The sequence below is a fragment of the Clostridium bornimense genome (genome assembly GCF_018917145.1).
Classification (GTDB): Bacteria; Bacillota; Clostridia; order Clostridiales; family Clostridiaceae; genus Clostridium_AN; species Clostridium_AN bornimense_A.
The window spans coordinates 31,785-51,435 of sequence record NZ_JAHLOD010000002.1 but is presented as its reverse complement, the minus strand read 5'-3'; the positions used below and the strand labels follow the sequence as shown (position 1 = coordinate 51,435).

30 protein-coding genes and 1 pseudogene are annotated in these 19,651 nt (G+C 27.4%); 28 read left to right on the top strand and 3 right to left on the bottom strand.

Annotated features, from left to right (window positions below; genetic code table 11):
* Positions 1–79 precede the first annotated feature (79 nt).
* The 21 genes and pseudogenes from KQI30_RS01185 (at position 80) to KQI30_RS01090 (ending at position 12,589) form a co-directional block, all read left to right on the top strand.
* The gene (locus KQI30_RS01185) at positions 80–625 is read left to right on the top strand and encodes a flavodoxin domain-containing protein (protein ID WP_437177716.1); all 546 of its coding nucleotides are present in this window, start codon (positions 80–82) and stop codon (positions 623–625) included.
* A gap of 21 nt (positions 626–646) precedes the next feature.
* On the top strand, positions 647–1,132 hold the full coding sequence (locus KQI30_RS01180) for an NUDIX hydrolase (protein WP_216461328.1): 486 nt from the start codon (positions 647–649) through the stop codon (positions 1,130–1,132).
* A gap of 9 nt (positions 1,133–1,141) precedes the next feature.
* On the top strand, positions 1,142–1,732 hold the full coding sequence (locus KQI30_RS01175; RefSeq protein WP_216461327.1) for a DJ-1/PfpI family protein: 591 nt from the start codon (positions 1,142–1,144) through the stop codon (positions 1,730–1,732).
* A gap of 5 nt (positions 1,733–1,737) precedes the next feature.
* The gene (locus KQI30_RS01170) at positions 1,738–2,361 is read left to right on the top strand and encodes an HAD family hydrolase (protein ID WP_216461326.1); all 624 of its coding nucleotides are present in this window, start codon (positions 1,738–1,740) and stop codon (positions 2,359–2,361) included.
* 95 nt (positions 2,362–2,456) lie between these two features.
* Complete coding sequence (locus KQI30_RS01165) at positions 2,457–3,188, top strand: MerR family transcriptional regulator (RefSeq protein WP_216461325.1); 732 nt, start codon at positions 2,457–2,459, stop codon at positions 3,186–3,188.
* Positions 3,189–3,281: 93 nt separating this feature from the next.
* A complete protein-coding gene (locus KQI30_RS01160; RefSeq protein ID WP_253287333.1) occupies positions 3,282–4,475 on the top strand; it encodes an AAA family ATPase in 1,194 nt (397 codons plus the stop codon).
* Between the two features lie 215 nt (positions 4,476–4,690).
* Positions 4,691–5,230: a DUF402 domain-containing protein gene (locus KQI30_RS17475; protein ID WP_216461324.1), complete on the top strand. Its 540-nt coding sequence runs from the start codon at positions 4,691–4,693 to the stop codon at positions 5,228–5,230.
* On the top strand, positions 5,227–5,757 hold the full coding sequence (locus KQI30_RS01150) for a CDP-alcohol phosphatidyltransferase family protein (protein WP_216461323.1): 531 nt from the start codon (positions 5,227–5,229) through the stop codon (positions 5,755–5,757). Before KQI30_RS17475 ends, KQI30_RS01150 begins: the two co-directional genes overlap by 4 nt.
* Before the next feature lie 14 nt (positions 5,758–5,771).
* The gene (locus KQI30_RS16985) at positions 5,772–6,038 is read left to right on the top strand and encodes a GNAT family N-acetyltransferase (RefSeq protein ID WP_253287332.1); all 267 of its coding nucleotides are present in this window, start codon (positions 5,772–5,774) and stop codon (positions 6,036–6,038) included.
* Entirely contained in the window at positions 6,038–6,193 is a 156-nt protein-coding gene (locus tag KQI30_RS16980) for a hypothetical protein (RefSeq protein ID WP_253287331.1), read from the top strand. Before KQI30_RS16985 ends, KQI30_RS16980 begins: the two co-directional genes overlap by 1 nt.
* An 18-nt stretch (positions 6,194–6,211) precedes the next feature.
* Positions 6,212–6,802: a GrpB family protein gene (locus KQI30_RS01140; protein ID WP_216461322.1), complete on the top strand. Its 591-nt coding sequence runs from the start codon at positions 6,212–6,214 to the stop codon at positions 6,800–6,802.
* Positions 6,799–7,395 (top strand): hypothetical protein, encoded by a 597-nt coding sequence (locus KQI30_RS01135; RefSeq protein WP_216461321.1) that lies wholly within the window; start codon positions 6,799–6,801, stop codon positions 7,393–7,395. Before KQI30_RS01140 ends, KQI30_RS01135 begins: the two co-directional genes overlap by 4 nt.
* A 70-nt stretch (positions 7,396–7,465) precedes the next feature.
* Positions 7,466–7,987 (top strand): cysteine hydrolase family protein, encoded by a 522-nt coding sequence (locus KQI30_RS01130; protein ID WP_216461320.1) that lies wholly within the window; start codon positions 7,466–7,468, stop codon positions 7,985–7,987.
* A gap of 280 nt (positions 7,988–8,267) precedes the next feature.
* A complete protein-coding gene (locus tag KQI30_RS01125) occupies positions 8,268–8,762 on the top strand; it encodes a CarD family transcriptional regulator (protein WP_216461319.1) in 495 nt (164 codons plus the stop codon).
* 146 nt (positions 8,763–8,908) lie between these two features.
* Positions 8,909–9,412 (top strand): cysteine hydrolase family protein, encoded by a 504-nt coding sequence (locus KQI30_RS01120; RefSeq protein WP_216461318.1) that lies wholly within the window; start codon positions 8,909–8,911, stop codon positions 9,410–9,412.
* A 36-nt stretch (positions 9,413–9,448) separates the two neighbouring features.
* Positions 9,449–9,952, top strand: a complete 504-nt coding sequence (locus KQI30_RS01115) for a GNAT family N-acetyltransferase (protein ID WP_216461317.1) — start codon at positions 9,449–9,451, stop codon at positions 9,950–9,952.
* 55 nt (positions 9,953–10,007) lie between these two features.
* A pseudogene (locus KQI30_RS01110) lies at positions 10,008–10,265 on the top strand (HAD-IA family hydrolase); the annotation flags it as partial.
* A gap of 12 nt (positions 10,266–10,277) precedes the next feature.
* On the top strand, positions 10,278–10,907 hold the full coding sequence (gene thyX, locus KQI30_RS01105) for an FAD-dependent thymidylate synthase (protein WP_216461316.1): 630 nt from the start codon (positions 10,278–10,280) through the stop codon (positions 10,905–10,907).
* A gap of 24 nt (positions 10,908–10,931) precedes the next feature.
* Positions 10,932–11,798 carry a S66 family peptidase gene (locus KQI30_RS01100; RefSeq protein ID WP_216461315.1) on the top strand — a complete coding sequence of 289 codons (867 nt, stop codon included), beginning with the start codon at positions 10,932–10,934 and terminating at the stop codon, positions 11,796–11,798.
* Between the two features lie 118 nt (positions 11,799–11,916).
* Positions 11,917–12,207 carry a nucleotidyltransferase domain-containing protein gene (locus KQI30_RS01095; protein ID WP_216461314.1) on the top strand — a complete coding sequence of 97 codons (291 nt, stop codon included), beginning with the start codon at positions 11,917–11,919 and terminating at the stop codon, positions 12,205–12,207.
* A complete protein-coding gene (locus tag KQI30_RS01090) occupies positions 12,194–12,589 on the top strand; it encodes a nucleotidyltransferase substrate binding protein (protein ID WP_216461313.1) in 396 nt (131 codons plus the stop codon). The genes KQI30_RS01095 and KQI30_RS01090 overlap by 14 nt, the downstream gene beginning before the upstream one ends.
* Before the next feature lie 79 nt (positions 12,590–12,668).
* Here KQI30_RS01090 and KQI30_RS01085 read toward each other — a convergent pair whose 3' ends face one another.
* From KQI30_RS01085 to KQI30_RS01075, 3 genes are read right to left on the bottom strand one after another with little or no spacing between them, the layout of a single operon-like run.
* Entirely contained in the window at positions 12,669–13,232 is a 564-nt protein-coding gene (locus KQI30_RS01085; RefSeq protein ID WP_216461312.1) for a manganese catalase family protein, read from the bottom strand.
* Between the two features lie 2 nt (positions 13,233–13,234).
* A complete protein-coding gene (locus KQI30_RS01080; RefSeq protein WP_216461311.1) occupies positions 13,235–13,501 on the bottom strand; it encodes a spore coat protein CotJB in 267 nt (88 codons plus the stop codon).
* 12 nt (positions 13,502–13,513) lie between these two features.
* Positions 13,514–13,690 carry a spore coat associated protein CotJA gene (locus tag KQI30_RS01075; RefSeq protein ID WP_216461310.1) on the bottom strand — a complete coding sequence of 59 codons (177 nt, stop codon included), beginning with the start codon at positions 13,688–13,690 and terminating at the stop codon, positions 13,514–13,516.
* 155 nt (positions 13,691–13,845) lie between these two features.
* Here KQI30_RS01075 and aroB point away from each other — a divergent pair, with 155 nt between their 5' ends.
* The 7 genes from aroB (at position 13,846) to KQI30_RS01040 (ending at position 19,597) form a co-directional block, all read left to right on the top strand.
* A complete protein-coding gene (gene aroB, locus KQI30_RS01070; RefSeq protein ID WP_253287330.1) occupies positions 13,846–14,955 on the top strand; it encodes a 3-dehydroquinate synthase in 1,110 nt (369 codons plus the stop codon).
* A gap of 8 nt (positions 14,956–14,963) precedes the next feature.
* Complete coding sequence (locus KQI30_RS01065) at positions 14,964–15,401, top strand: GNAT family N-acetyltransferase (protein ID WP_216461309.1); 438 nt, start codon at positions 14,964–14,966, stop codon at positions 15,399–15,401.
* Between the two features lie 102 nt (positions 15,402–15,503).
* Positions 15,504–16,064 carry a GNAT family N-acetyltransferase gene (locus KQI30_RS01060; protein WP_216461308.1) on the top strand — a complete coding sequence of 187 codons (561 nt, stop codon included), beginning with the start codon at positions 15,504–15,506 and terminating at the stop codon, positions 16,062–16,064.
* Between the two features lie 246 nt (positions 16,065–16,310).
* The gene (locus tag KQI30_RS01055; protein WP_216461307.1) at positions 16,311–16,925 is read left to right on the top strand and encodes an HAD family hydrolase; all 615 of its coding nucleotides are present in this window, start codon (positions 16,311–16,313) and stop codon (positions 16,923–16,925) included.
* Positions 16,922–17,356: a GNAT family N-acetyltransferase gene (locus KQI30_RS01050; protein WP_216461306.1), complete on the top strand. Its 435-nt coding sequence runs from the start codon at positions 16,922–16,924 to the stop codon at positions 17,354–17,356. The genes KQI30_RS01055 and KQI30_RS01050 overlap by 4 nt, the downstream gene beginning before the upstream one ends.
* A gap of 188 nt (positions 17,357–17,544) precedes the next feature.
* The gene (locus KQI30_RS01045; protein WP_216461305.1) at positions 17,545–18,162 is read left to right on the top strand and encodes an HAD-IA family hydrolase; all 618 of its coding nucleotides are present in this window, start codon (positions 17,545–17,547) and stop codon (positions 18,160–18,162) included.
* A 163-nt stretch (positions 18,163–18,325) separates the two neighbouring features.
* Positions 18,326–19,597, top strand: coding sequence for an MFS transporter (locus tag KQI30_RS01040; protein ID WP_216461304.1), 1,272 nt, complete (start codon positions 18,326–18,328; stop codon positions 19,595–19,597).
* The last annotated feature ends 54 nt before the right edge of the window (positions 19,598–19,651 follow it).

Sequence of the window (19,651 nt, the reverse complement as noted above, 5' to 3'; positions counted from 1 at the left end):
CATTACTCTCAGTAGTTATTTTTTTGAGGAATATATTAAGAATGGTAAATATATACTATAATATTTGTAAGAGGTGATGATAATGAATAATACAGTTGTAGTATATAAATCAAAATATGGTTCAACAAAAAAATATGCAGAATGGATTGCAGAAGAGTTAGGTTCGGATATCATTGAAAATAAATCAATAAAGATTGATAGCTTAAGTGAATATAACACAATAATTTATGGTGGCGGGTTATATGCCGGTGGAATTAATAGTGTTTCTTTGATTACAGATAATTTTAATCAACTTCAAGATAAAAAGTTAATAATATTTACATGTGGGTTAGCAGATCCAAAGGATGAGGAAAATATTAAAGGAATTCATAATAGTATAGATAAGGTGTTTACAAAAGAAATGAAGGAAAAGGTAAAGTTTTTTCACTTGCGTGGTGGTATGGATTATTCGAAGCTTAATATTGTTCATAAATTGATGATGGGAATGTTAAAAAAAGCTGTATCAAAAAAGAATCCTGAAGATTTAAAAGAAGAAGACAGAGAAATGTTAGAGACTTATGGTAAAAAAGTAGATTTTACAGATAAAAATTCAATAAAACCACTAATAGATTATATTAGAGAATAATAAATTATCAGAGGTAATGAAATGAAAAATAAAGATATTGATTGTTCTTTCACAGAGGATGGAAAATGGTTTCGATATAGGGCAGCAGCAATTATTATTGAAGATGGATGTGTTCTTTTTGCAAAAAATGAACTAGACGATTATTATTATTCTATCGGTGGAGGGGTTCATCTAGGAGAAACTGCTGAAGATGCTGTAAAGAGAGAAGTTTTAGAGGAGACAGGCGTAGAGTATGAAATAGATAGATTAGCTTTCATACATGAAAATTTTTTTAATGGAACAGATACATTAGATGGACTTAAGTGTCATGAAGTTGCATTTTATTATATTATGAAACCAAGAGGTACACAAAAACTAAATAGTAATAGTTATACTCAGGGAGTTCGTGAACATATGCATTGGTTACCAATAGATAAATTAGATCGATATACAGCATATCCAACATTTTTTAGAGAAAAGCTATTAAATATTAAAGACAGTGTAGAGCATATTGTTACATATTTTTAGGAGGGAGATATGAATATTAACATTTTTCTTTTTGATAAATTTGAGACTTTAGATATATTTGGTCCTATTGAAATATTAGCTAGAAATAAAAATCATCAGTTGTTTTATTATTCTCTTAATGGTGGAATTGTCACTAGTGCTCAAGGAACAAAAGTTTATACAGAGTCTATAAAAAGTGCTAATAAAAAAGGTGTTTTAGTAGTTCCAGGTGGACAAGGGACTAGAGAATTAGTAAATGATGATAAGTTTTTAAATACGTTAAAATCTATAGCTATTGAATCAGAATACTGTTTGTCTATTTGTACAGGCTCTGCATTATTTGCAAAAGCAGGATTATTAGATGGGAGAAGAGCGACATCTAATAAGTTAGCATTTAAGTGGGTAAAGACAACATCAGATAAGACAATTTGGGTAGAGAAAGCTAGATGGGTTGTTGATGGCAAGTATTATACCTCATCGGGTGTTTCAGCAGGAATGGATATGACATTAGGATTTATTGAAGATTTATATGGAACTGTTGAAGCTTATAACATTGCAAAAAATATAGAGTATATATGGAATAGAAATAAGGAAGAAGATTTATTTTATAAAGAGGAGTAGAAGCTATGAAAAATATAAAGTGGTTATTTTTTGATGTAGGATATACTCTTGTAAATGAAGATGAAGTACATAAAAAACGTGTAGAAGAAACAGTAAGATTAAATAAAGGATTTTCTTATGATGATATCTATAATGCCATGATAGAAGCATCAAAGGATTACAAGCAACCATATCCTACAGCAATTAAAAAATTGAATATACTTAATTCAGCATCTTATGATCATTCACTAGAAAGACCTTATGAAGATGCTGAATTTATTTTATCTAAATTACATAGAATTTATAAAATCGGGATTATTGCTAATCAATCAAGAGGAACAGAAGAAAGGCTTAAATCTTATGGATTACTAGAATATATAGATTTAATTATTTCATCAGAAGAAGAAGGTGTTTCAAAGCCTGATTTAAGAATTTTTAAATTAGCACTTGATAAGGTGAAAATTATGGCTAATGAGGCAATAATGATAGGTGATAGACTAGATAATGATATATATCCTGCTAAAAGAGTAGGAATGAAAACAATATGGATAAAACAAGGTCTTGGAGCAGTACAGAAGCCAAAGTCAGAGAAGTATAAGGCTGATTATGATGTTGATAAATTAAGTGATATAGTGAATATTTTGTTATAAAAAATTAAAAAAACTATATTGACTCTCACGTTGCGTCATAGTGTATCTTAATAATTGTACTGAGGGAAATACATTATGAGAAGAGGGGTGGTAAATTGAAGATTAATGATGTTGCTAAGCTTACAGGGATAACAGTACGAACATTGCATTATTATGATGAGATTGGTTTATTAAAGCCTAGTAAGATTACTGATGCAGGATATCGTATTTATGATGAAAAAAATCTTGAAACGTTACAGCAAATATTATTATTTAGAGAAATGAATTTTCCTCTCAGCGAAATAAAAGAGATTATTTCTAATCCTAAATTTGATAGGATTGATGCCCTAGAAAAGCATAAGAAGTTGTTAATTAAGAAGAGACAACGTCTTGATAATTTAATTAATCTCGTAGATAACACAATAAAGGGAGAGAACGATATGAGTTTTAAAGAATTTGATATGACAGAAATTGAAGCTACTAAAAAGAAGTATGCTAAGGAAGTTAAAGAACGTTATGGCAAAACTGATGCTTATAAGGAATATGAAGTAAAGACTAAAAACTATGATAAGGATAAATGGAATGGTATAAATTCTGAAGCTAATGAGATTTTTAAAGCTTTTGCTGATAATAAGGGTAAAGCTCCAGAAAGTGAAGAAGTTCAAGAATTAGTTAAGAGATGGCAAAATCATATTACTAAAAACTATTATAATTGTACTAAAGAGATTTTAGCTTCTCTTGGAATAATGTATGTTAATGATGAAAGATTTAAAGAAAATATAGATAAAAGTGGTGAAGGTACTGCTGAATTTATGTCAAAGGCTATAGAAGTTTATTGCAATAAGTAGGTTAACAAAGTAAAGAAATTATATACTGCCTATGCTATAATTAAAGTATTATTTTAGAGAATGTTGTTCACAATTAGTAATTGGGTGGTGAATATGTTGGATCAGTATATTGATTTCTTTGAAAATAATGAGTTAAGAGGAAAAGCTTTTAATACTACTGGCGTATGTAGTAGAGATAAGCATTATATGGTTAATATAGATAATAAATTAAAAAAAATTATAAGACTAATTCAAAAAGATAAATATTTTGTTATAAATAGGCCAAGACAATTTGGGAAAACTACTACTCTTAATGAACTAGAGAAAATATTGAAAACTAGATATGATGTAATAAAATTAGACTTTCAATTAATAGATTTAGACTTTCAGAGTGAAAAAAGATTTTGTAATACTTTAATAGAAGTAATGTCTAAGGAATTAAGTATAACCTTACAAGAGGTAGAGACATTTTCTAAGTTGGCAGAGGTTATTGATAACTTAACTAGAGATAAAGAGATTATTCTTATTATTGATGAAGTAGATAAAGCCGCAGATAATAAACTTTTTTTAAGCTTCTTAGGTGTATTAAGATCTTTATATTTATCTAGGACAGTACAAGAGAAGACAACTTTTAAATCTGTAATTTTAGCGGGAGTTCATGATGTTAAAAATTTAAAATTAAAGTTTAGAGATGATATAGGTATTAGATATAATTCTCCTTGGAATATAGCAGTAAATTTTGATATAGACATGAGTTTTAGTAAAGATGAAATATCTACTATGTTACAAGAATATGAAGATGAAAATAATTTAAAACTGGATATAAATCTTTTAAGCAAAGAGATATATAAATTTACTAGTGGATATCCCTTTTTAGTAAGTAGAATCTGTGAAATTATAGATGAAAAAATAATTCCTAATAGAGATGAAGCTTGGACAAAAGAAGATATTCAAAGATCAATAAAAATATTATTAGAAGAAAACAACACTTTATTTGATGATTTAATAAAGAACATGGAAAATAATAAGGAACTATATCAATATATGTACAACTTACTTGTTCTAAATATACCATGTATTTTTAATATAGATAATCCTGTAATAAATTTAGGAGTTATGTTTGGGTATTTAACAAAAGATAAAAATAATAATACCATTGTTTCTAATAAAATTATAAGAGAAAGAATATATAATTATTTGATATCAAAAACTGATAGTAATGTTATGACAAACTATAATTTTAAAGATAATTTTATAACCGATGATAATGGATTAGACATGGTGATATTGCACACCAAAAAGGATTAAAGCAACTATCAAATTATCTAGATATAGAAGGATTGGAAAAGGGATATTTATTGATTTTTAATTTTAACAAAAATAAAAAATTTACTAGTGAAAAGTTAAATATAGAAAATAGAGAGATATTTCAAGTTGTAGTATAAAGATAGACACTAATGTCTATCTTTTTTTGATGTATAATAAATACATAGAAATGGAAAAAAATGCATGGAGGGGTGTGAGTGAAAAAAAGTAGATTAACTTGTGAGGAATGGCGTTGTATAACCTCAAAAAGATTTACTCAAATTAGAGTAGATAAGAAATATTTTACAGGTGTAGTAGCAGGATTATTTATAGATGAAGTTACAACACCACAAGTTTGGAAGTATAGAGGAAAAGATGTAGTTGTATGTGATAAAGATATGAAGTGGGTTTTAATAATGCCAGAAAAAGAACATTATCTAATAACAGCAATGTTAAATAAAAATGATGAAGTAGTAGTATGGTACATAGATATTATAGCTTCTTCAGCATTAGATAAAGATGGGGTTATTTCTTATGAGGATTTATATTTAGATTTAATAGTTTATCCAGATGGAAATATCATAGTAGATGATATGGATGAATTAGAACTAGCTTTGAAGAAAAATGATATTTCTAAAGAACTATTTGATTTAGCAATTGAAACTAGCAACAGCTTAAAATCTAATTTCTTAAGTGATGTGAAGAAAATAGAGGAGCTAACCAAAAAGTGCTTTAAGGAAGTAAGGAGTATTCTATGAAAAATATTCCTAACATAATAACAATTATAAGAATTTTTTTATCAATAACATTTGTGTTTATTAAACCATATAGTATTACATTTTGTATTATTTATGTATTATGTGGAATCAGTTATATTTTAGATGGCTACATTGCTAGAAATACCAATACTACAAGTAAGATAGGATCAATTTTAGACACGTTATCAGATATTACCATGGTAGCTATGCTTAGTGTAGTACTTTTACCTACAATAAGATTTCCCATTAGAATTATTAGTTGGATAATATTAATACTTATTATTCGAATTATTGGGATAATTATAGCTTTTTATAAATATCATAAATTTGTTATTTTACATACCTATAGCAATAAATTAACAGGACTAGCATTATTTTTGGCTATTATATTTTTAAAGTGTACAAGCTCTTTGATAGTTATGTCATTAGTATGCATTATTACAACATTAGCTAGTATTGAAGAAATAGTAATACATAGTACTAAAAAGGATCTAGATAGGGATATTAGGGGAATATTTTTTAAATAGTGAGGTTCACTAAAATGAATATAGAAATATATGAGAATAAATTAACTGTAGATAGTTATATAGAGATAAAGAAAACAGCTTTCAAAATTAATAATTCAAAACTTCAGATTGAAAAATCATTAAAAAATGATTTGTATGATGTTGTTGCTATAGATGGCAATAAGTTAGTTGGAATGGGGCGTATAGTTGGAGATGGTGCAATCTATTGGTACTTACAAGATATGGTTGTTATACCAGAATATCAAGGTAAAGGTATAGGAAGAATTATTGTAAAAAGTTAATGGATTACATATATAATAATAGCTTATCAGATACAAAAACTACGATAGGATTAATGGCAGCAAAGGGAAAAGAAGAATTTTATAAGAAGTTTGGATTTATTGAAAGACCTAATGATCATCAAGGACCTGGGATGATACAAATAATTAGTAAGTGATTTTTGGGGGGATGAAAGTTGGCTAAAGAGTTATCAGAAATGTCTTTAGAGGAGTTGTGGCAGTTATTTCCGATAATATTGAAAGAACATAATCCAGAGTATAGTAGCTGGTATTTAGAAGAGAAAGAATGTTTAGTTCATATTGTAGGTAAAAATAATATTGCGAGAATTAATCATATTGGAAGTACGTCAGTTAAGGGATTAATTGCTAAGCCAACAGTAGATATTTTATTAGAAGTTAATAATGATTGTGAAGTAGAGGCGTTAAAGGAGAAATTATCAAATAGTGGATGGATACTAATGTCGTTTAGTAATGATCCAGAACCAACAATGGTATTTAATAAAGGATATACTAAGTATGGATTTGCAGAAAAAGTTTTTCACCTTCATCTTAGATATTTTAATGACTGGAACGAGTTATATTTTAGAGATTATTTAAGATTAAACAAAGAAGTAGCTGATGAGTATGGAAGGTTAAAGATGTTTTTAAAAGATAAATATGAACATAATAGAGATGGATATACGGAAGCTAAAACTGAATTTATTATGAAATATACAAAAGCGGCAAGAGAGGAATTTGGTGATAAATATAAAGGAGAGAAGGTATGAAAAATTTAATTAGGTTAACGGATTATTCAAAAGACGATATAGAAAAAATTTTTAATATTGCTGATGAAATGAAAGAAGAATTAGCTAAATATTCAAAGGCTCCAATAATCAATGCTATGAGTGACGTTAATCATCCTTGTGAGATATTAACAGATATATATTCTTTATCGAAAATAAGAAAAGATTATTTGAATGATAAATATTTATTTGTAGGACACAGGGGGAATATAGGATTAGCATGGAAGGAAGCACAAAAGGTTTTTGGTATATCTTTAGAGCAATGTTGCCCTAGAGGATATGAGATAGAAGGAATAAATGTTTATCATAATATAGATGAGGCTATAGTAGGAAAAGACATTATATTAACAGATTCAATAAGAAAAGATTATTTAGGTGATTTTAAAAATTATAAAGTCACTAGATCTGTAATGAACAAGGCAAATAAAGATGCTATTTTAAATCCATGTCCACCATTTTATAGAGGGGAAGAAGTATCTGATGATGTTATAAATAGTGAGTATTTTGTAGGGTATGAATTTAAAAAATATTTACTTCAAGTGCAACAGGCTATTATTTTATTTTGTCTTCAGTAGGAAAACTAAGTGGACATATAATGTAAGCATGTGTATAATATTTACATTATATACATTGAGGAGATAAAAAATGAAAAAAGCACTTTTAATTATTGATTTTCAAAATTCTTTAGTAGAAGAAAAGCCATTTAGAATTAAAACTATAACAAAAAATATAAAAACATTACTAGAAGCATGCAGAGAAAAAAATATTGAAGTAATTTATGTACAGCATGAAGAAGATGATGGAGAATTTAAACGTGGTTCAGAAGGATGGAAAATATTTAGTGAGATAGAACCAATAGACGGAGAGAAGATAATAAGCAAAAGATATAATTCTGCATTTAAAGAAACAGTACTTAAAGATTATTTAGAAAGTAAAGGTATAGACGAATTAGTAATGGTAGGTATGCAAACAGAATATTGTTTTGATACAAGCTGTAAAGTAGCATTTGAATATGGATATAAGATAATCATTCCTGAAATGACTAATACAACTTTTGATAATGAGTTTATGTCAGGAGAAGAATTATATAATTATTATAATTTCAAAATTTTTAAAGATAGATTTGCAGAAATAGATACAGTTGATAATATAATAGCAAATTTATAATGCTAATATTCATCTTAAAAATGGATTTTATTCATATGACCTACTATAACAACACTTAAGTATAACAGATATATATATTAAAAAGAGTGTTAATAACTTGGGGTGAAAATATGGAAGTATTTAAGTAATTCAATATTGGTAAAGGTAAAAAATTTTAGCTTACATTTTGAAAGTTTATAGTAGTATAATAAATATATACAGCGTGTAGTTTTGATAACGTAAGTCCAGTTGTCAAAGCTACTTTTTTTATTTTAAATTTTTAATAAGGAGGTCTTAGAGGATGTTTAAAATAGGAGATTATATTATGTATGGTGTTACGGGGGTTTGCAAAGTAACAGATATTATTAAAGAGAAGTATTTTAATAATGAAGAAGATTATTATGTGTTAGAACCTGTATATGCGACGACGGAAACAATTATAAAAATACCAGTAGCCAATAAAAAGGTTTTTATGAGAAATATAATTTCAAAAGAAGACATTGATAATTTAATAGAGGAGATGCCTTTAGAAAAAGAAGTTTGGATAGATGATGAAAGAGAGAGAAATTATAAATTTAAATCTATGGTTCGTTCTGGTGATTATAAGCAATGGAGCACTTTAATTAAAACTATTTTCTTAAAGAGAGAAGAAAAGAAATTAGAAGGTAAGAAAATAACACAAGAAGATGAAAGACTATTTAAATCTGCAGAAAAATTATTAAATGAAGAAATAGCTACAATATTGCATATCCTACCTGATGAAGTTCCAAAATATATTCAAAGTAATATTTCATAATAAAATTATAAGCATATTCTATTTAAATTAGTAGAATATGCTTTTTTTATTTTAGATAAAATATTACAAAAAGTTACAAACGTCAGTGGTATAATTAAAGAAAAATATTTCCATGGGCGGACATAATGATTTTAGGAGGAAATAAAATGGGAAAGGCGTTATTAGTAATAGATATGCAAAATGTATTTGTAGGAAAAAATCATAACAAAATGTTCAACTATAATCACGAAGAGTTAATTTTCAATGCAAATAAACTAATAGATTCATATCCAGAAGATAGTGTATTTTATATTATTAATATAATGAAGAAAAACTTAATTAATATATTTGCACCATTTAAAGTATATGAAGGTACAAAAGAGGCAGAAATAGCAGAAGAAATAAATGTAGTATCAGATTTAATATTTAAGAAATATAAAAGTGATGCTTTTACTAATAAAGCTTTGCTGGAAAGATTAAGACAGGATAATATAAGAGAAGTGGAAATTATAGGCGTTGATGGTGGTGGATGTGTAGCAAATACAGCATTAGGTGCAATTAGAAATGGGTTTAAAGTTGTTATCAATAATCAATGTGTTGGTACGATATTTAAAGAAAATGTGGATGAGTTAAATAAAGAGTTAAAAGAAAAAGGTGCAAAATTTGTTTAAATAAAAGAAGTAATAGGGTAAGATGAGGTGTATTTATTGATTAGATTAAGACCATATAAATTAAGTGATGGAGAATATCTTTTAAACTGGATAGATGATGAAGTAACTTTTTCTAAGTGGTGTGCTGATAAGTTCACATATCCACTTACAAAAGAACAATTGGAAGAATACTATCATAATTATGAGAAAGAAAATAATGGTTTTATAATGACGGCTATAGATGCGGCTGGTAAGCCAGTAGGACATTTTTTAATGCGTCTTGCAGACTATGAGGATAATAGTGTACATATAGGATTTGTTATTATAGATAAAGAAAAACGAGGAGAAGGATATGGAAGAGAAATGATGTCACTAGCAGTGAAATATGCCTTTGAAATTTTAAAAATGAAGAGAGTGACATTAGGAGTCTTTGATAATAATGAAGTTGCACATCATTGCTATAAGTCAGTAGGATTTGTTGATGAAAAATACTGCAAAGATGTATTTAGATATAAAGATGAAAACTGGGGAATTTATGAGATGGCTGTTGAAAAAATATAAAAATATTTTTTTAGCCCTACTAGAAAGTCAGAAATGAACTCTAGTAAGTCTTTTTTATTATATATTTATTTCCAGTGATATAGGATATCAAAAGCCAAAAAAAGAATTTTTTGAATATGTTTTTGAGAAATTAGAAGTAAATGATAAGAATTCTGTACTTATAGTGGGAGATTCATTATCTTCTGATATAAAAGGTGGAAATAATGCAGGAATAGAGACTTGTTGGTTTAATAGATATAATATTACTAATGATAAAGATGTTAAGGTAACTTATGAGATAAAAAATTTATATGAGTTAATTGATTTATTATAGGGGGAAAATTCAGTGAAAATAATTGAGCCATATGTAGAGTTAGAATCAGAAATTAATGGAGAAGATATATTAAAAACAATAGAAAAAGTAGGTCGTGTTTGTTATAAAAGTGAGGATAGAATAACAGAAGAATCAGCAAAAAGATTTGTAGAAAGTTTAATGAAAAGAGGCCATGAGTCTGTAATTGAACATGTAAGTTTGTCAGTAAGAGTAGTATGTGATAGAGGAGTAACTCATGAAATAGTAAGGCATAGAGTGGCTAGTTATGCTCAAGAAAGTACTAGGTATTGTAATTATGGAAAAGATAAATTTGATAATGAACTGACATTTATTAATCCATGTTTTTGGACAGGTGATGAAGATAAAGATAAAAAAGATATATGGATAAATACAATGAAAAATATTGAAAAGCAATATTTAGAATTGTTAAAGATAGGAGCAACTCCAGAAGAAGCAAGATCAATATTACCTAATTCACTTAAAACAGAAATTATTATTACTATGAATTTAAGAGAATGGAGACATTTTTTTAAGTTAAGAACAAGTAATGCTGCTCATCCACAAATGAGACAAGTAGCATTTATGATTTTAGAAATTTTTAAAGAAAAGGTACCAGTAATTTTTGATGATATAATAATATAAAATAATTTTAAGAGAGTAGAGTGAATGTATATGTTAAACATTAAAGATAAAGTTGCAATAGTTGGTTGTTCAAATGCACAATTAAAGACAGCTAGACCAAAGATAGATAAATTACTAGAAGTATTAGAATCAATAGGACTACAGCCTATATGTAGTGATTATATTTATGAAAAATATTCTGTTTTTAGTGGTAGTGGAAAAGAAAGAGCTGATGCTCTTATGAAGTTTTATTTAGATGATAGTATTAAAGCAATTTTTGATATATCTGGTGGTAATGTTGCTAACGAGGTATTAGAATATTTAGATTTCGAAATAATTAAAAAAAATCCAAAGCCATTCTTTGGATATAGTGATTTAACTACTATTATTAATGTTATATATTCAAAAACAGAAATACCATCATTTTTATATCAAATTAGAAATTTAATATATGATCATGGTGAGGAACAAATCGAGAATTTTCGTAAGACAATATTAGAAGATAAAAATGACTTATTAAATATTAACTATAAATTTTTACAAGGAGATTTTCTAAGTGGAACTGTTATCGGTGGTAATATACGTTGCTTTTTAAAATTAGCAGGAACACCATATATGCCATCTTTTAAGGGAAAGGTATTACTACTAGAAAGCTTAGGTGGAGAAGTAGCACTTATGACAACTTATTTGAATCAACTAAAGCAAATGGGAGCATTTAATGAAGTAAAGGGAATAATTCTTGGAACTTTTACTGAAATGGAAGAAAAACAAGCTAAACCTACCATAGAACAATTAGTAGTGGATATAGTTAATAATAAAGAACTACCTATAGTTAAGACAGAAGATATTGGTCATGGTAGTAATTCTAAGGCAATTATTATAGGTGGAGATATTGAACTAAAAATTTCTTAGGGCTAATTATAGTAGGAAAGTAGAAGATATTAAGTTTATTTCGTTATACATATTATTTATTAAGAAAAAGATTTGGGTTATAATAATAAATAACATTTATATAAAGGAGAATATTCTTTTGGATTTAAAGGAAGATATTATTAGTAAGATAATAGAGATTTCGAAAGAACATCATGAAATTGAGAAGGTAATTTTGTTTGGCTCCAGAGCTAGAGGGGATAATTCAACAAAGAGTGATATTGATCTTGCTGTTTATGCCAATAAATCAATATATAGTTTTATAGAAGATGTAGAACTTAATATTAGAACATTATTAGAATTTGATTTTTCAGATATGAATTTAGTAAAAGATGAATTTTTTATAGAACAAGTAAAAAATGATGGAGTAGTTTTATATGAGAAGTGTTGAATTTAAATACATGAATTTAGTAAAAGCTTATAATAAGCTTAAAGAAGTCTCAGAACTTTATGATGGAAGTAATGAAATTATAAGAGATAGTCTTATACAAAGATTTGAGTTTACTTATGAATTAACTCATAAAACTTTAAGAGAATTTATGAAATATCTAGGTGTTACTTTAGATAATTCATTTCCAAGAACTATTTTTAAAAAAGCTTATGTGAATAATTTAATTTCTAGTGAAGAAACATGGATAAGTTTATTGGAAGATAGAAATTGTACTTCACATATTTATAATGAAAATTTAGCTAGTGAAGTAGCAGAAAGAATAGTTAAAGATTATGTACCTGCCATTGAAGAATTGGTTAGAAAATTAGAAAAGTTACTATAAATAACAAAATACCTACTAGAGAAAGACAAAGAAGCTTTAGTAGGTATTTTTGTATTAAAGCAAATAAAACAAGAAAATTTTATTTACATTTCATTGCATCTTGTACGTCAACTAGTGCTTCACCAAATCTTTGGAAGTGAACGACTTCTCTTTGACGTAGGAATTTAAGAACATCTTTAACGTCATTGTCATCAGTTAAATTAATTAGATGTTCATAAGTGGCTCTAGCTTTTTGTTCAGCAGCCATATCTTCATGAAGATCAGCTATAACATCACCTTTTGCTTGGATATAAGTTGCAGTCCAAGGATTTCCTTGAGCATCTGTGTAAAATAAAGCTTTACCATGGTCAACATATTGAGTAGCAAGTCCCGCTGCTTTTAATTCTTCTATAGATGCATCATTAATAAGTTGATATATCATGGTAGCAATCATTTCAACGTGAGCTAACTCTTCTGTACCTATATCATTTAACAGACCTTTAGATTTTCCAGTAGGCATTGTATAACGTTGATTTAAATATCTAAGAGAAGCACTAAGTTCACCATCAGGTCCACCATATTGAGAAATAAGATATTTAGCCATTTTAAGGTCTTTACATTTTATATTAATTGGATATTCTAAAGTTTTCTTATAAATCCACATAGTTACTTATCCTCCTCTTTACAATTTTCCCAAGGCCATGGACTAGCAATCCACATTTGGTGATCTACTGTAGTTGTATTGCCAAAGTTAGAAAGAGGACCATATTTACATTCGTATTCTTTAACTAAAAGATTTAAGGTTTCAGATATGCATCTATAGTCATCTTGTGCTTTTTTGTTATCTGGAAAATTATCGAGATAAAGGTTTAGTTCAACAGCATAAAATTGATATTTTTTTATATTGTTTAATAATTTACTTCTATTATGCATATTATCTACCTCCTACATATTACAATCTTTTTTCATCTTTTTAGATTTTCTATATGGTCTAACAAGGTCTTTAAAGATTGTACCGTAAAATAAGGCTGCAGTTTCATCAAGTAAGTTACCGTAACATTGAGGTATTACATAGGCTTCAGCGTATGATTTTTTTTCGTTGCATCTATTATTGTAAGTCATTAGTGCCTTTTCCTTTCTTAAAAAAATATATACTTTATAATACTGTGTTTATTATTATTTTGTGACATAAATGGAAAAATGATAAAATAGATTTAAATACATAAATTAACAAAAATCTTTGGTGGGGATTTTTGTATACAAAGGGGGAAAATATTATGAATTTTCATGTGGCATTAAAGAAGGTAGTAGATGATTCTTACGATATTGAGATAGGATATAAGTTAGAAGATAAATTAGTAGAAGATATAGAGATTGGACTTGTTGGTGAAATAAGAAATTTTGCAATTATTACAGATAGTATTGTGGAAAAGTTATATGCAAAAAATATCGTATCCCTTTTAAAAGCAAGAAATTATAAATGTGATTTATTCGTTTTTGAAGCTGGTGAAAAAAGTAAGACAAGAAAAACAAAAGAAGTTATCGAAGATGCAATGTTAGAAAAGGGGTATAGAAGAGATTGTTGCATAATTGCTATTGGTGGTGGAGTAGTTACGGATTTAGCTGGATTTGTTGCAGGTACATATGGAAGGGGGATTCCTTTTATTAATTATTCTACAACATTACTTGGAGCAGCAGATGCATCAGTAGGGGGTAAAACTGCAGTTGATACAGAATTAGCTACTAATTTAATAGGATTAATATATCAACCTAAGAAGGTATATATAGATATCAATACTTGGACAACCTTACCAAGACGTCAATTAAGTAGTGGATTATGCGAAACTATAAAGCACGCTTGCATTGCAGATAAAGAATTTTTTAAGTTTATAGAAGATAATATAGAAAAAATATTTGATTCTGATAAAGCGATTTGTACACATGTGGCAGAAAGTAATTGTAGAATTAAATATGAAGTTGTTATGAAAGATGAAAAGGAAAATAATTTGAGAGAAATATTAAACCTTGGACATACTGTTGGAAGAGCAATAGAAACAGTAAGTAATTATAAATTATTGCATGGAGAAGCACTTTCTATAGGGATAGTTGCGGAAGTTATTTTAGGAGAAAAATTGGGTTATGTAACTTTAGAAGAAAAAGATAGAGTGATAAACTTACTAGAAAAATGTGGACTACCTATTAAAATTCCAAGTTATATTAACAAAGAAGAGTTAGTGAAAAAATTATATACAGATAAGAAAGTTAGAAATGGCAATATAAGATTTGTATTTCAAAAAGGAATTGGATCAGTAATGGAATTTGAAGGTGGTAAGTATGCCACTGTAATTAGCGAAGAAAAAATACGGGAAGTTATTGAAATTATGTAGGAGGCACAATGTTTAAGGAGATTACAAAAAATAATTTAAATGAAATTACAAATCTATTTATAGAGGTTTTTAATGGTGAACCTTGGTATGATAAGTGGACTTATGAAACAGCGATAAAAAGACTTAGAGATATAATAGATATGCCAGGGTTTATAGGTAATGCATATTATGAGGATAATACTCTTGTTGGTTGTATCATGGGACGTGAAGAAATGTTTTATGATGGAAAACATTTTGAAATACTTGAGTTTTATGTTAATGCTAAGTGTCAAGGTAAGGGGTATGGAAGAAAGATATTAAATGATTTTACATATAAATTGTTTAATAAGGATATTAAAAAAATATTTCTTATTACATGTCATGGAATAAGAACAGAAGGATTCTATGAGAAGAATGGATTTAAGACTAGTGAGGAACTGATAATTATGTCAAAAAACATCTTATAAAAGGTTGGAGGATAATATGGAGAGCACTAATAGGGAAATTTTGTTTGAATAATTTATTTCAAGCGTTTGTAATGGTGCCAAGATTAAAAAGGGGGGAGTAATATGAATCATTTGGGAACAAAAATTCTTGAAACAGAAAGATTAATTTTAAGAAGATTTAAAGATGAAGATGCTAGTGATTTATTTAATAATTGGGCTAGTGATAGTAATGTTACTAAATATTTGACTTGGCCTACTCATGAAAATTTGGACACATCAAAATATGTTATAGGTTTATGGCTAGAAGAATATAGTAATAATGGTTATTATAATTGGTGTATTGAATTAAAAGAAGATGGACAAGCAATTGGGGCAATTTCAGTAGTATCAATAGATGAAAATGTTGAAGCAGTAGAAATAGGATACTGTATTGGTAAAGAATATTGGAATAAGGGAATTGTAACAGAAGCATTTTCATCAATAATTAAATTTCTATTTGAAGAAGTTGATGTGAAACGTATCGCTGCGAAACATGATACAAATAATCCAGCATCAGGAGCAGTTATGAAAAAATGTGGATTAAAATTTGAAGGAATAAATAGAAAAGCAGGAAAGAATAATTCAGGAATATGTGATATGGCTGTTTATTCTATATTAAAAGAAGAATACTTGATGAATAGTTAATATAAACATGGACAAGGAATATTTGAGTTTTATAATTTTGCTATACAGGTTGGAGAAAATGTATTTGTAGCGTATATATGAATCTATTATACTTAAGTGTTGTTGGAGCAATATTTTTCAAATAACAACACTTAAGTATAACAGCTATATATATGAAATAACTTGTATGTTTTATAGAATTTATTATTAGAAAATAATTGGTTATTTGTTAAAATATTAATAAATAACTGTCAGGAAGTGATAATTATGGTGAAGGCAGTATTATTTGATTTTGATGGGGTGTTAACTACAGATGCTACTGGATCGTATTCAATTTGTAATTATATATCTAAGAATGCCAATATTGATAAGGAATTATTTCAAAAAGAATATTATAAATACAATGAAAAATTATTATATGGAAAGATAAATCATAAAGATATCTGGAGTAGATTATGTGAAAACCTAGGGAAAGATATCCCTTTTGAAATTTTAGAGGATTCTTTTATTAATACACCAATAGACATTAATATGATGAGCGTGGTGTATAGCCTGAAAGAAGAGGGATATAAAATAGCTATGGTTACTGATAATAAAAAGGATAGAGTAGATAGTGTTGCAAATTATTATAAATTAAATGAACTTTTTGATACTATAGTGGTTTCTTCAGAAATTGGTTCAGGTAAAAAAGAATACGAAATATTTATGCAAACTATAAAAAAGTTACAAGTTGAAGCTAGTGAATGTGTATTTATAGATAATAGTGAGAAAAATCTTATTGCACCTAAAAAAATGGGGATGAAAGTTATTTATTTTGATGATGATACTAGAAATATGGATACTCTTCTAGATGAATTAGTTATGAGTGGGGTGAAAATATGATTACAGAAATAAATGAATCAGAATTATGTAGTTTATTAGAGCTATATACAGAATTGGGAGACAATACTATTCCCAATATGGACGAGTCGCTTAATTCTATATGGGAAAGTATAGTAAGTAATAAGAACTATCATATAGTGGTAGCTAAAGAGAATAATAAAATTGTATCTACTTGTACAGTAAATATTATTCCCAATTTAACACATAACCAAAGGCCTTATGCTTTTATAGAAAATGTAGTTACAAGTAAGGAGTATAGAAAAAAAGGTTATGGAACAGCCGTACTAAATTATGCTAAGGACATAGCTATTAAAGAAAATTGTTACAAAATTATGCTTTTGACTGGTTCTAAAAGAGAAAGTACTTTAAATTTTTATAAGAAAGTAGGATATAATTGCAATGATAAAACAGCGTTTATTATGTGGTTATAAATGGGAAAAGTGTGCAATATATGTTTTAGTTGTGGATATATGAAACTATTATACTTAAGTGTTGGTAGAGTAATTTTTTCAAAAAACAACACTTAAGTATAACAGCTATATAAGGAAGCAATTGTAATAACTTAGAGAACTCAATGTCGGAAAAAAGTTTAATAAATAACTGTCGTGAGGTGATAATTATGGTTAAGGCAGTACTGTTTGATTTTGATGGTGTGTTAACTACTGAGGCTACTGGATCATATTCAATTTGTAGTTACATATCTAAGAATGCAAATATCAATAAAGATTTATTTCAGAAGGAGTACTACAAGTATAATGAAAAGTTATTATATGGAGAGATAAGTCATAAAGATATTTGGAGTAGATTATGTGAAAACTTGGGACAAGACATACCGTATAAGATTTTAGAAGAATCTTTTATTAATACGCCAATAGATACTGAGATGATGAAATTAGTTTATAGCCTAAAAGAACAAGGATATAAAATAGCCATGGTTACTGATAATAAAAAAGATAGAATATATAGTATTGTAAATTACCACAAACTAAATGCAGTTTTTGATGTTATTGCTGTTTCGGCAGAAGTTGGTTCAGGCAAAAAAGACTATGAAATATTTACACAAACCATAAACAAGTTACAGGTTGAAGCTGATGAGTGTGTATTTATAGATAATAATGAGAAGAATCTCATTGTACCTAAAAAAATGGGTATGAAAGTTATTTATTTTGATGATTATACTAGAAATAACAATGACTTTTTTAGAGAATTATCTAAAGTTGGAATAAGAAATATATAGAGGTATTTTGAAGAAAGGGGTAATGAGGATATGAGATTATGCATTGTTTTAGCTCCATGCAAAGTCAGATAAGATAGAGATTGCATGGAGTAATATATCTATCAAAGTTATTTGGCTTTGCAATTTTCAAGTAATATTGTTAATTGAAAAGGAGTAAGGCTAGATGAATATAAAAACTCAATTAAAAAATTTTTATTTATTACAATGTGGACAATTTGTTTCACAGTTAGGAAGTAAAATAACAAGCTATGGATTAATTTTATGGACATATGATAATAGTGGATCTGTATTATCAATAGCATTATTAACAATATGTACATTGATGCCATCAATATTACTTAGTTTTTTAGCAGGTAGTATTAGTGATAAATGGGACAAGAAAAATATAATGATTATATCTGATAGTATAGCAGCATTTTTTTCTTTAATAGTATTAATATTATTAATCACTAATAGTTTAAAAATAGAGTATATCTATATAATAAATTTTATTTTAGGTGTAGTTGATGCTTTTCAAAATCCTGCATCAGAAGTAGCAATATCACTTATTATTTCTAAAGAGAATTATATAAAAGTAAGTGGAATAAGATCTTTAAGTAATTCATGCATAACTATTTTTTATCCTATTTTATCAACTACTATATATGCTTTTGCTGGATTAAAATTAATTATTTTTATTGATCTTGCGACATTTATTTTTGCAGTATTAACTTTAATTTTCTTAGTTAAAATACCTAAAAAAATATATAATACAGGGGATAATACAAATATACTACAGCAATGTAAGATTGGCATAAAGTATATAGTGAATGATAAAGGAATATTATCACTTATATTATTTATGGCATTCGTAAATCTTATAGCTTCAATCTATAATTGTAATCTTCAACCAATGATACTATCTAGAAATGGAAATAATAAATTTCAGCTAGGTATAGTAACTGCTACTATAGGAATAGCAGGAGTGGTTGGGAGCATATTAGTAACTATTAAGAAGGAAAGTAAAAAGAAAGTTTCTGTTATTTTAAATATAATGATGTTTTCATTCGCTATATGTAACACATTACTTGGAATCGGACGTAATTGTTATATTTGGACAATTGCTGTATTTTTAGGAAATGTTGTAGTACCATTTTTAACAGCTAACGTAGAGTTTATTATGCGAAATAAAGTTCCTATAGAAATGCAAGGAGTAGTTTTTTCAGCAAGAAATACATTACAATATATATCGATACCTATAGGATATCTATTAGGTGGAGTATTAGCAGATAAGGTTTTTGAACCTAATGTTTATAAGATATCATTTTTAATCAATATTGTTGGTAGCGGAAAAGGTGCAGGTATTGCATTAATATATATCTTTATAGGGGTTATTGGATCCCTAGGTTGCTGTATATTTAAATTAAATAAAGATATGAAAAGTTTAGATAATTAAGAAAAGTAAGAGCTTTGCAAATGTTATTTTGCAAAGCTCGATTTTATATATAAT

What these genes read in the sequence shown, in the direction of transcription:
- KQI30_RS01130 (WP_216461320.1), top strand. Translation starts at nt 7,466, where the DNA reads ATGAAAAAAGCACTTTTAATTATTGATTTTCAAAATTCTTTAGTAGAA.
- KQI30_RS01045 (WP_216461305.1), top strand. Translation starts at nt 17,545, where the DNA reads ATGGTTAAGGCAGTACTGTTTGATTTTGATGGTGTGTTAACTACTGAG.
- KQI30_RS01055 (WP_216461307.1), top strand. Translation starts at nt 16,311, where the DNA reads ATGGTGAAGGCAGTATTATTTGATTTTGATGGGGTGTTAACTACAGAT.
- KQI30_RS01175 (WP_216461327.1), top strand. Translation starts at nt 1,142, where the DNA reads ATGAATATTAACATTTTTCTTTTTGATAAATTTGAGACTTTAGATATA.
- KQI30_RS01160 (WP_253287333.1), top strand. Translation starts at nt 3,282, where the DNA reads ATGTTGGATCAGTATATTGATTTCTTTGAAAATAATGAGTTAAGAGGA.
- KQI30_RS01100 (WP_216461315.1), top strand. Translation starts at nt 10,932, where the DNA reads ATGTATATGTTAAACATTAAAGATAAAGTTGCAATAGTTGGTTGTTCA.
- KQI30_RS01075 (WP_216461310.1), bottom strand. Translation starts at nt 13,690, where the DNA reads ATGACTTACAATAATAGATGCAACGAAAAAAAATCATACGCTGAAGCC.
- KQI30_RS01180 (WP_216461328.1), top strand. Translation starts at nt 647, where the DNA reads ATGAAAAATAAAGATATTGATTGTTCTTTCACAGAGGATGGAAAATGG.
- KQI30_RS16980 (WP_253287331.1), top strand. Translation starts at nt 6,038, where the DNA reads ATGGATTACATATATAATAATAGCTTATCAGATACAAAAACTACGATA.
- KQI30_RS16985 (WP_253287332.1), top strand. Translation starts at nt 5,772, where the DNA reads ATGAATATAGAAATATATGAGAATAAATTAACTGTAGATAGTTATATA.
- KQI30_RS01065 (WP_216461309.1), top strand. Translation starts at nt 14,964, where the DNA reads ATGTTTAAGGAGATTACAAAAAATAATTTAAATGAAATTACAAATCTA.
- KQI30_RS01090 (WP_216461313.1), top strand. Translation starts at nt 12,194, where the DNA reads ATGAGAAGTGTTGAATTTAAATACATGAATTTAGTAAAAGCTTATAAT.
- KQI30_RS01135 (WP_216461321.1), top strand. Translation starts at nt 6,799, where the DNA reads ATGAAAAATTTAATTAGGTTAACGGATTATTCAAAAGACGATATAGAA.
- KQI30_RS01080 (WP_216461311.1), bottom strand. Translation starts at nt 13,501, where the DNA reads ATGCATAATAGAAGTAAATTATTAAACAATATAAAAAAATATCAATTT.
- KQI30_RS01150 (WP_216461323.1), top strand. Translation starts at nt 5,227, where the DNA reads ATGAAAAATATTCCTAACATAATAACAATTATAAGAATTTTTTTATCA.
- KQI30_RS01170 (WP_216461326.1), top strand. Translation starts at nt 1,738, where the DNA reads ATGAAAAATATAAAGTGGTTATTTTTTGATGTAGGATATACTCTTGTA.
- KQI30_RS01085 (WP_216461312.1), bottom strand. Translation starts at nt 13,232, where the DNA reads ATGTGGATTTATAAGAAAACTTTAGAATATCCAATTAATATAAAATGT.
- KQI30_RS01125 (WP_216461319.1), top strand. Translation starts at nt 8,268, where the DNA reads ATGTTTAAAATAGGAGATTATATTATGTATGGTGTTACGGGGGTTTGC.
- KQI30_RS01040 (WP_216461304.1), top strand. Translation starts at nt 18,326, where the DNA reads ATGAATATAAAAACTCAATTAAAAAATTTTTATTTATTACAATGTGGA.
- aroB (WP_253287330.1), top strand. Translation starts at nt 13,846, where the DNA reads ATGAATTTTCATGTGGCATTAAAGAAGGTAGTAGATGATTCTTACGAT.
- KQI30_RS01060 (WP_216461308.1), top strand. Translation starts at nt 15,504, where the DNA reads ATGAATCATTTGGGAACAAAAATTCTTGAAACAGAAAGATTAATTTTA.
- KQI30_RS01050 (WP_216461306.1), top strand. Translation starts at nt 16,922, where the DNA reads ATGATTACAGAAATAAATGAATCAGAATTATGTAGTTTATTAGAGCTA.
- KQI30_RS01120 (WP_216461318.1), top strand. Translation starts at nt 8,909, where the DNA reads ATGGGAAAGGCGTTATTAGTAATAGATATGCAAAATGTATTTGTAGGA.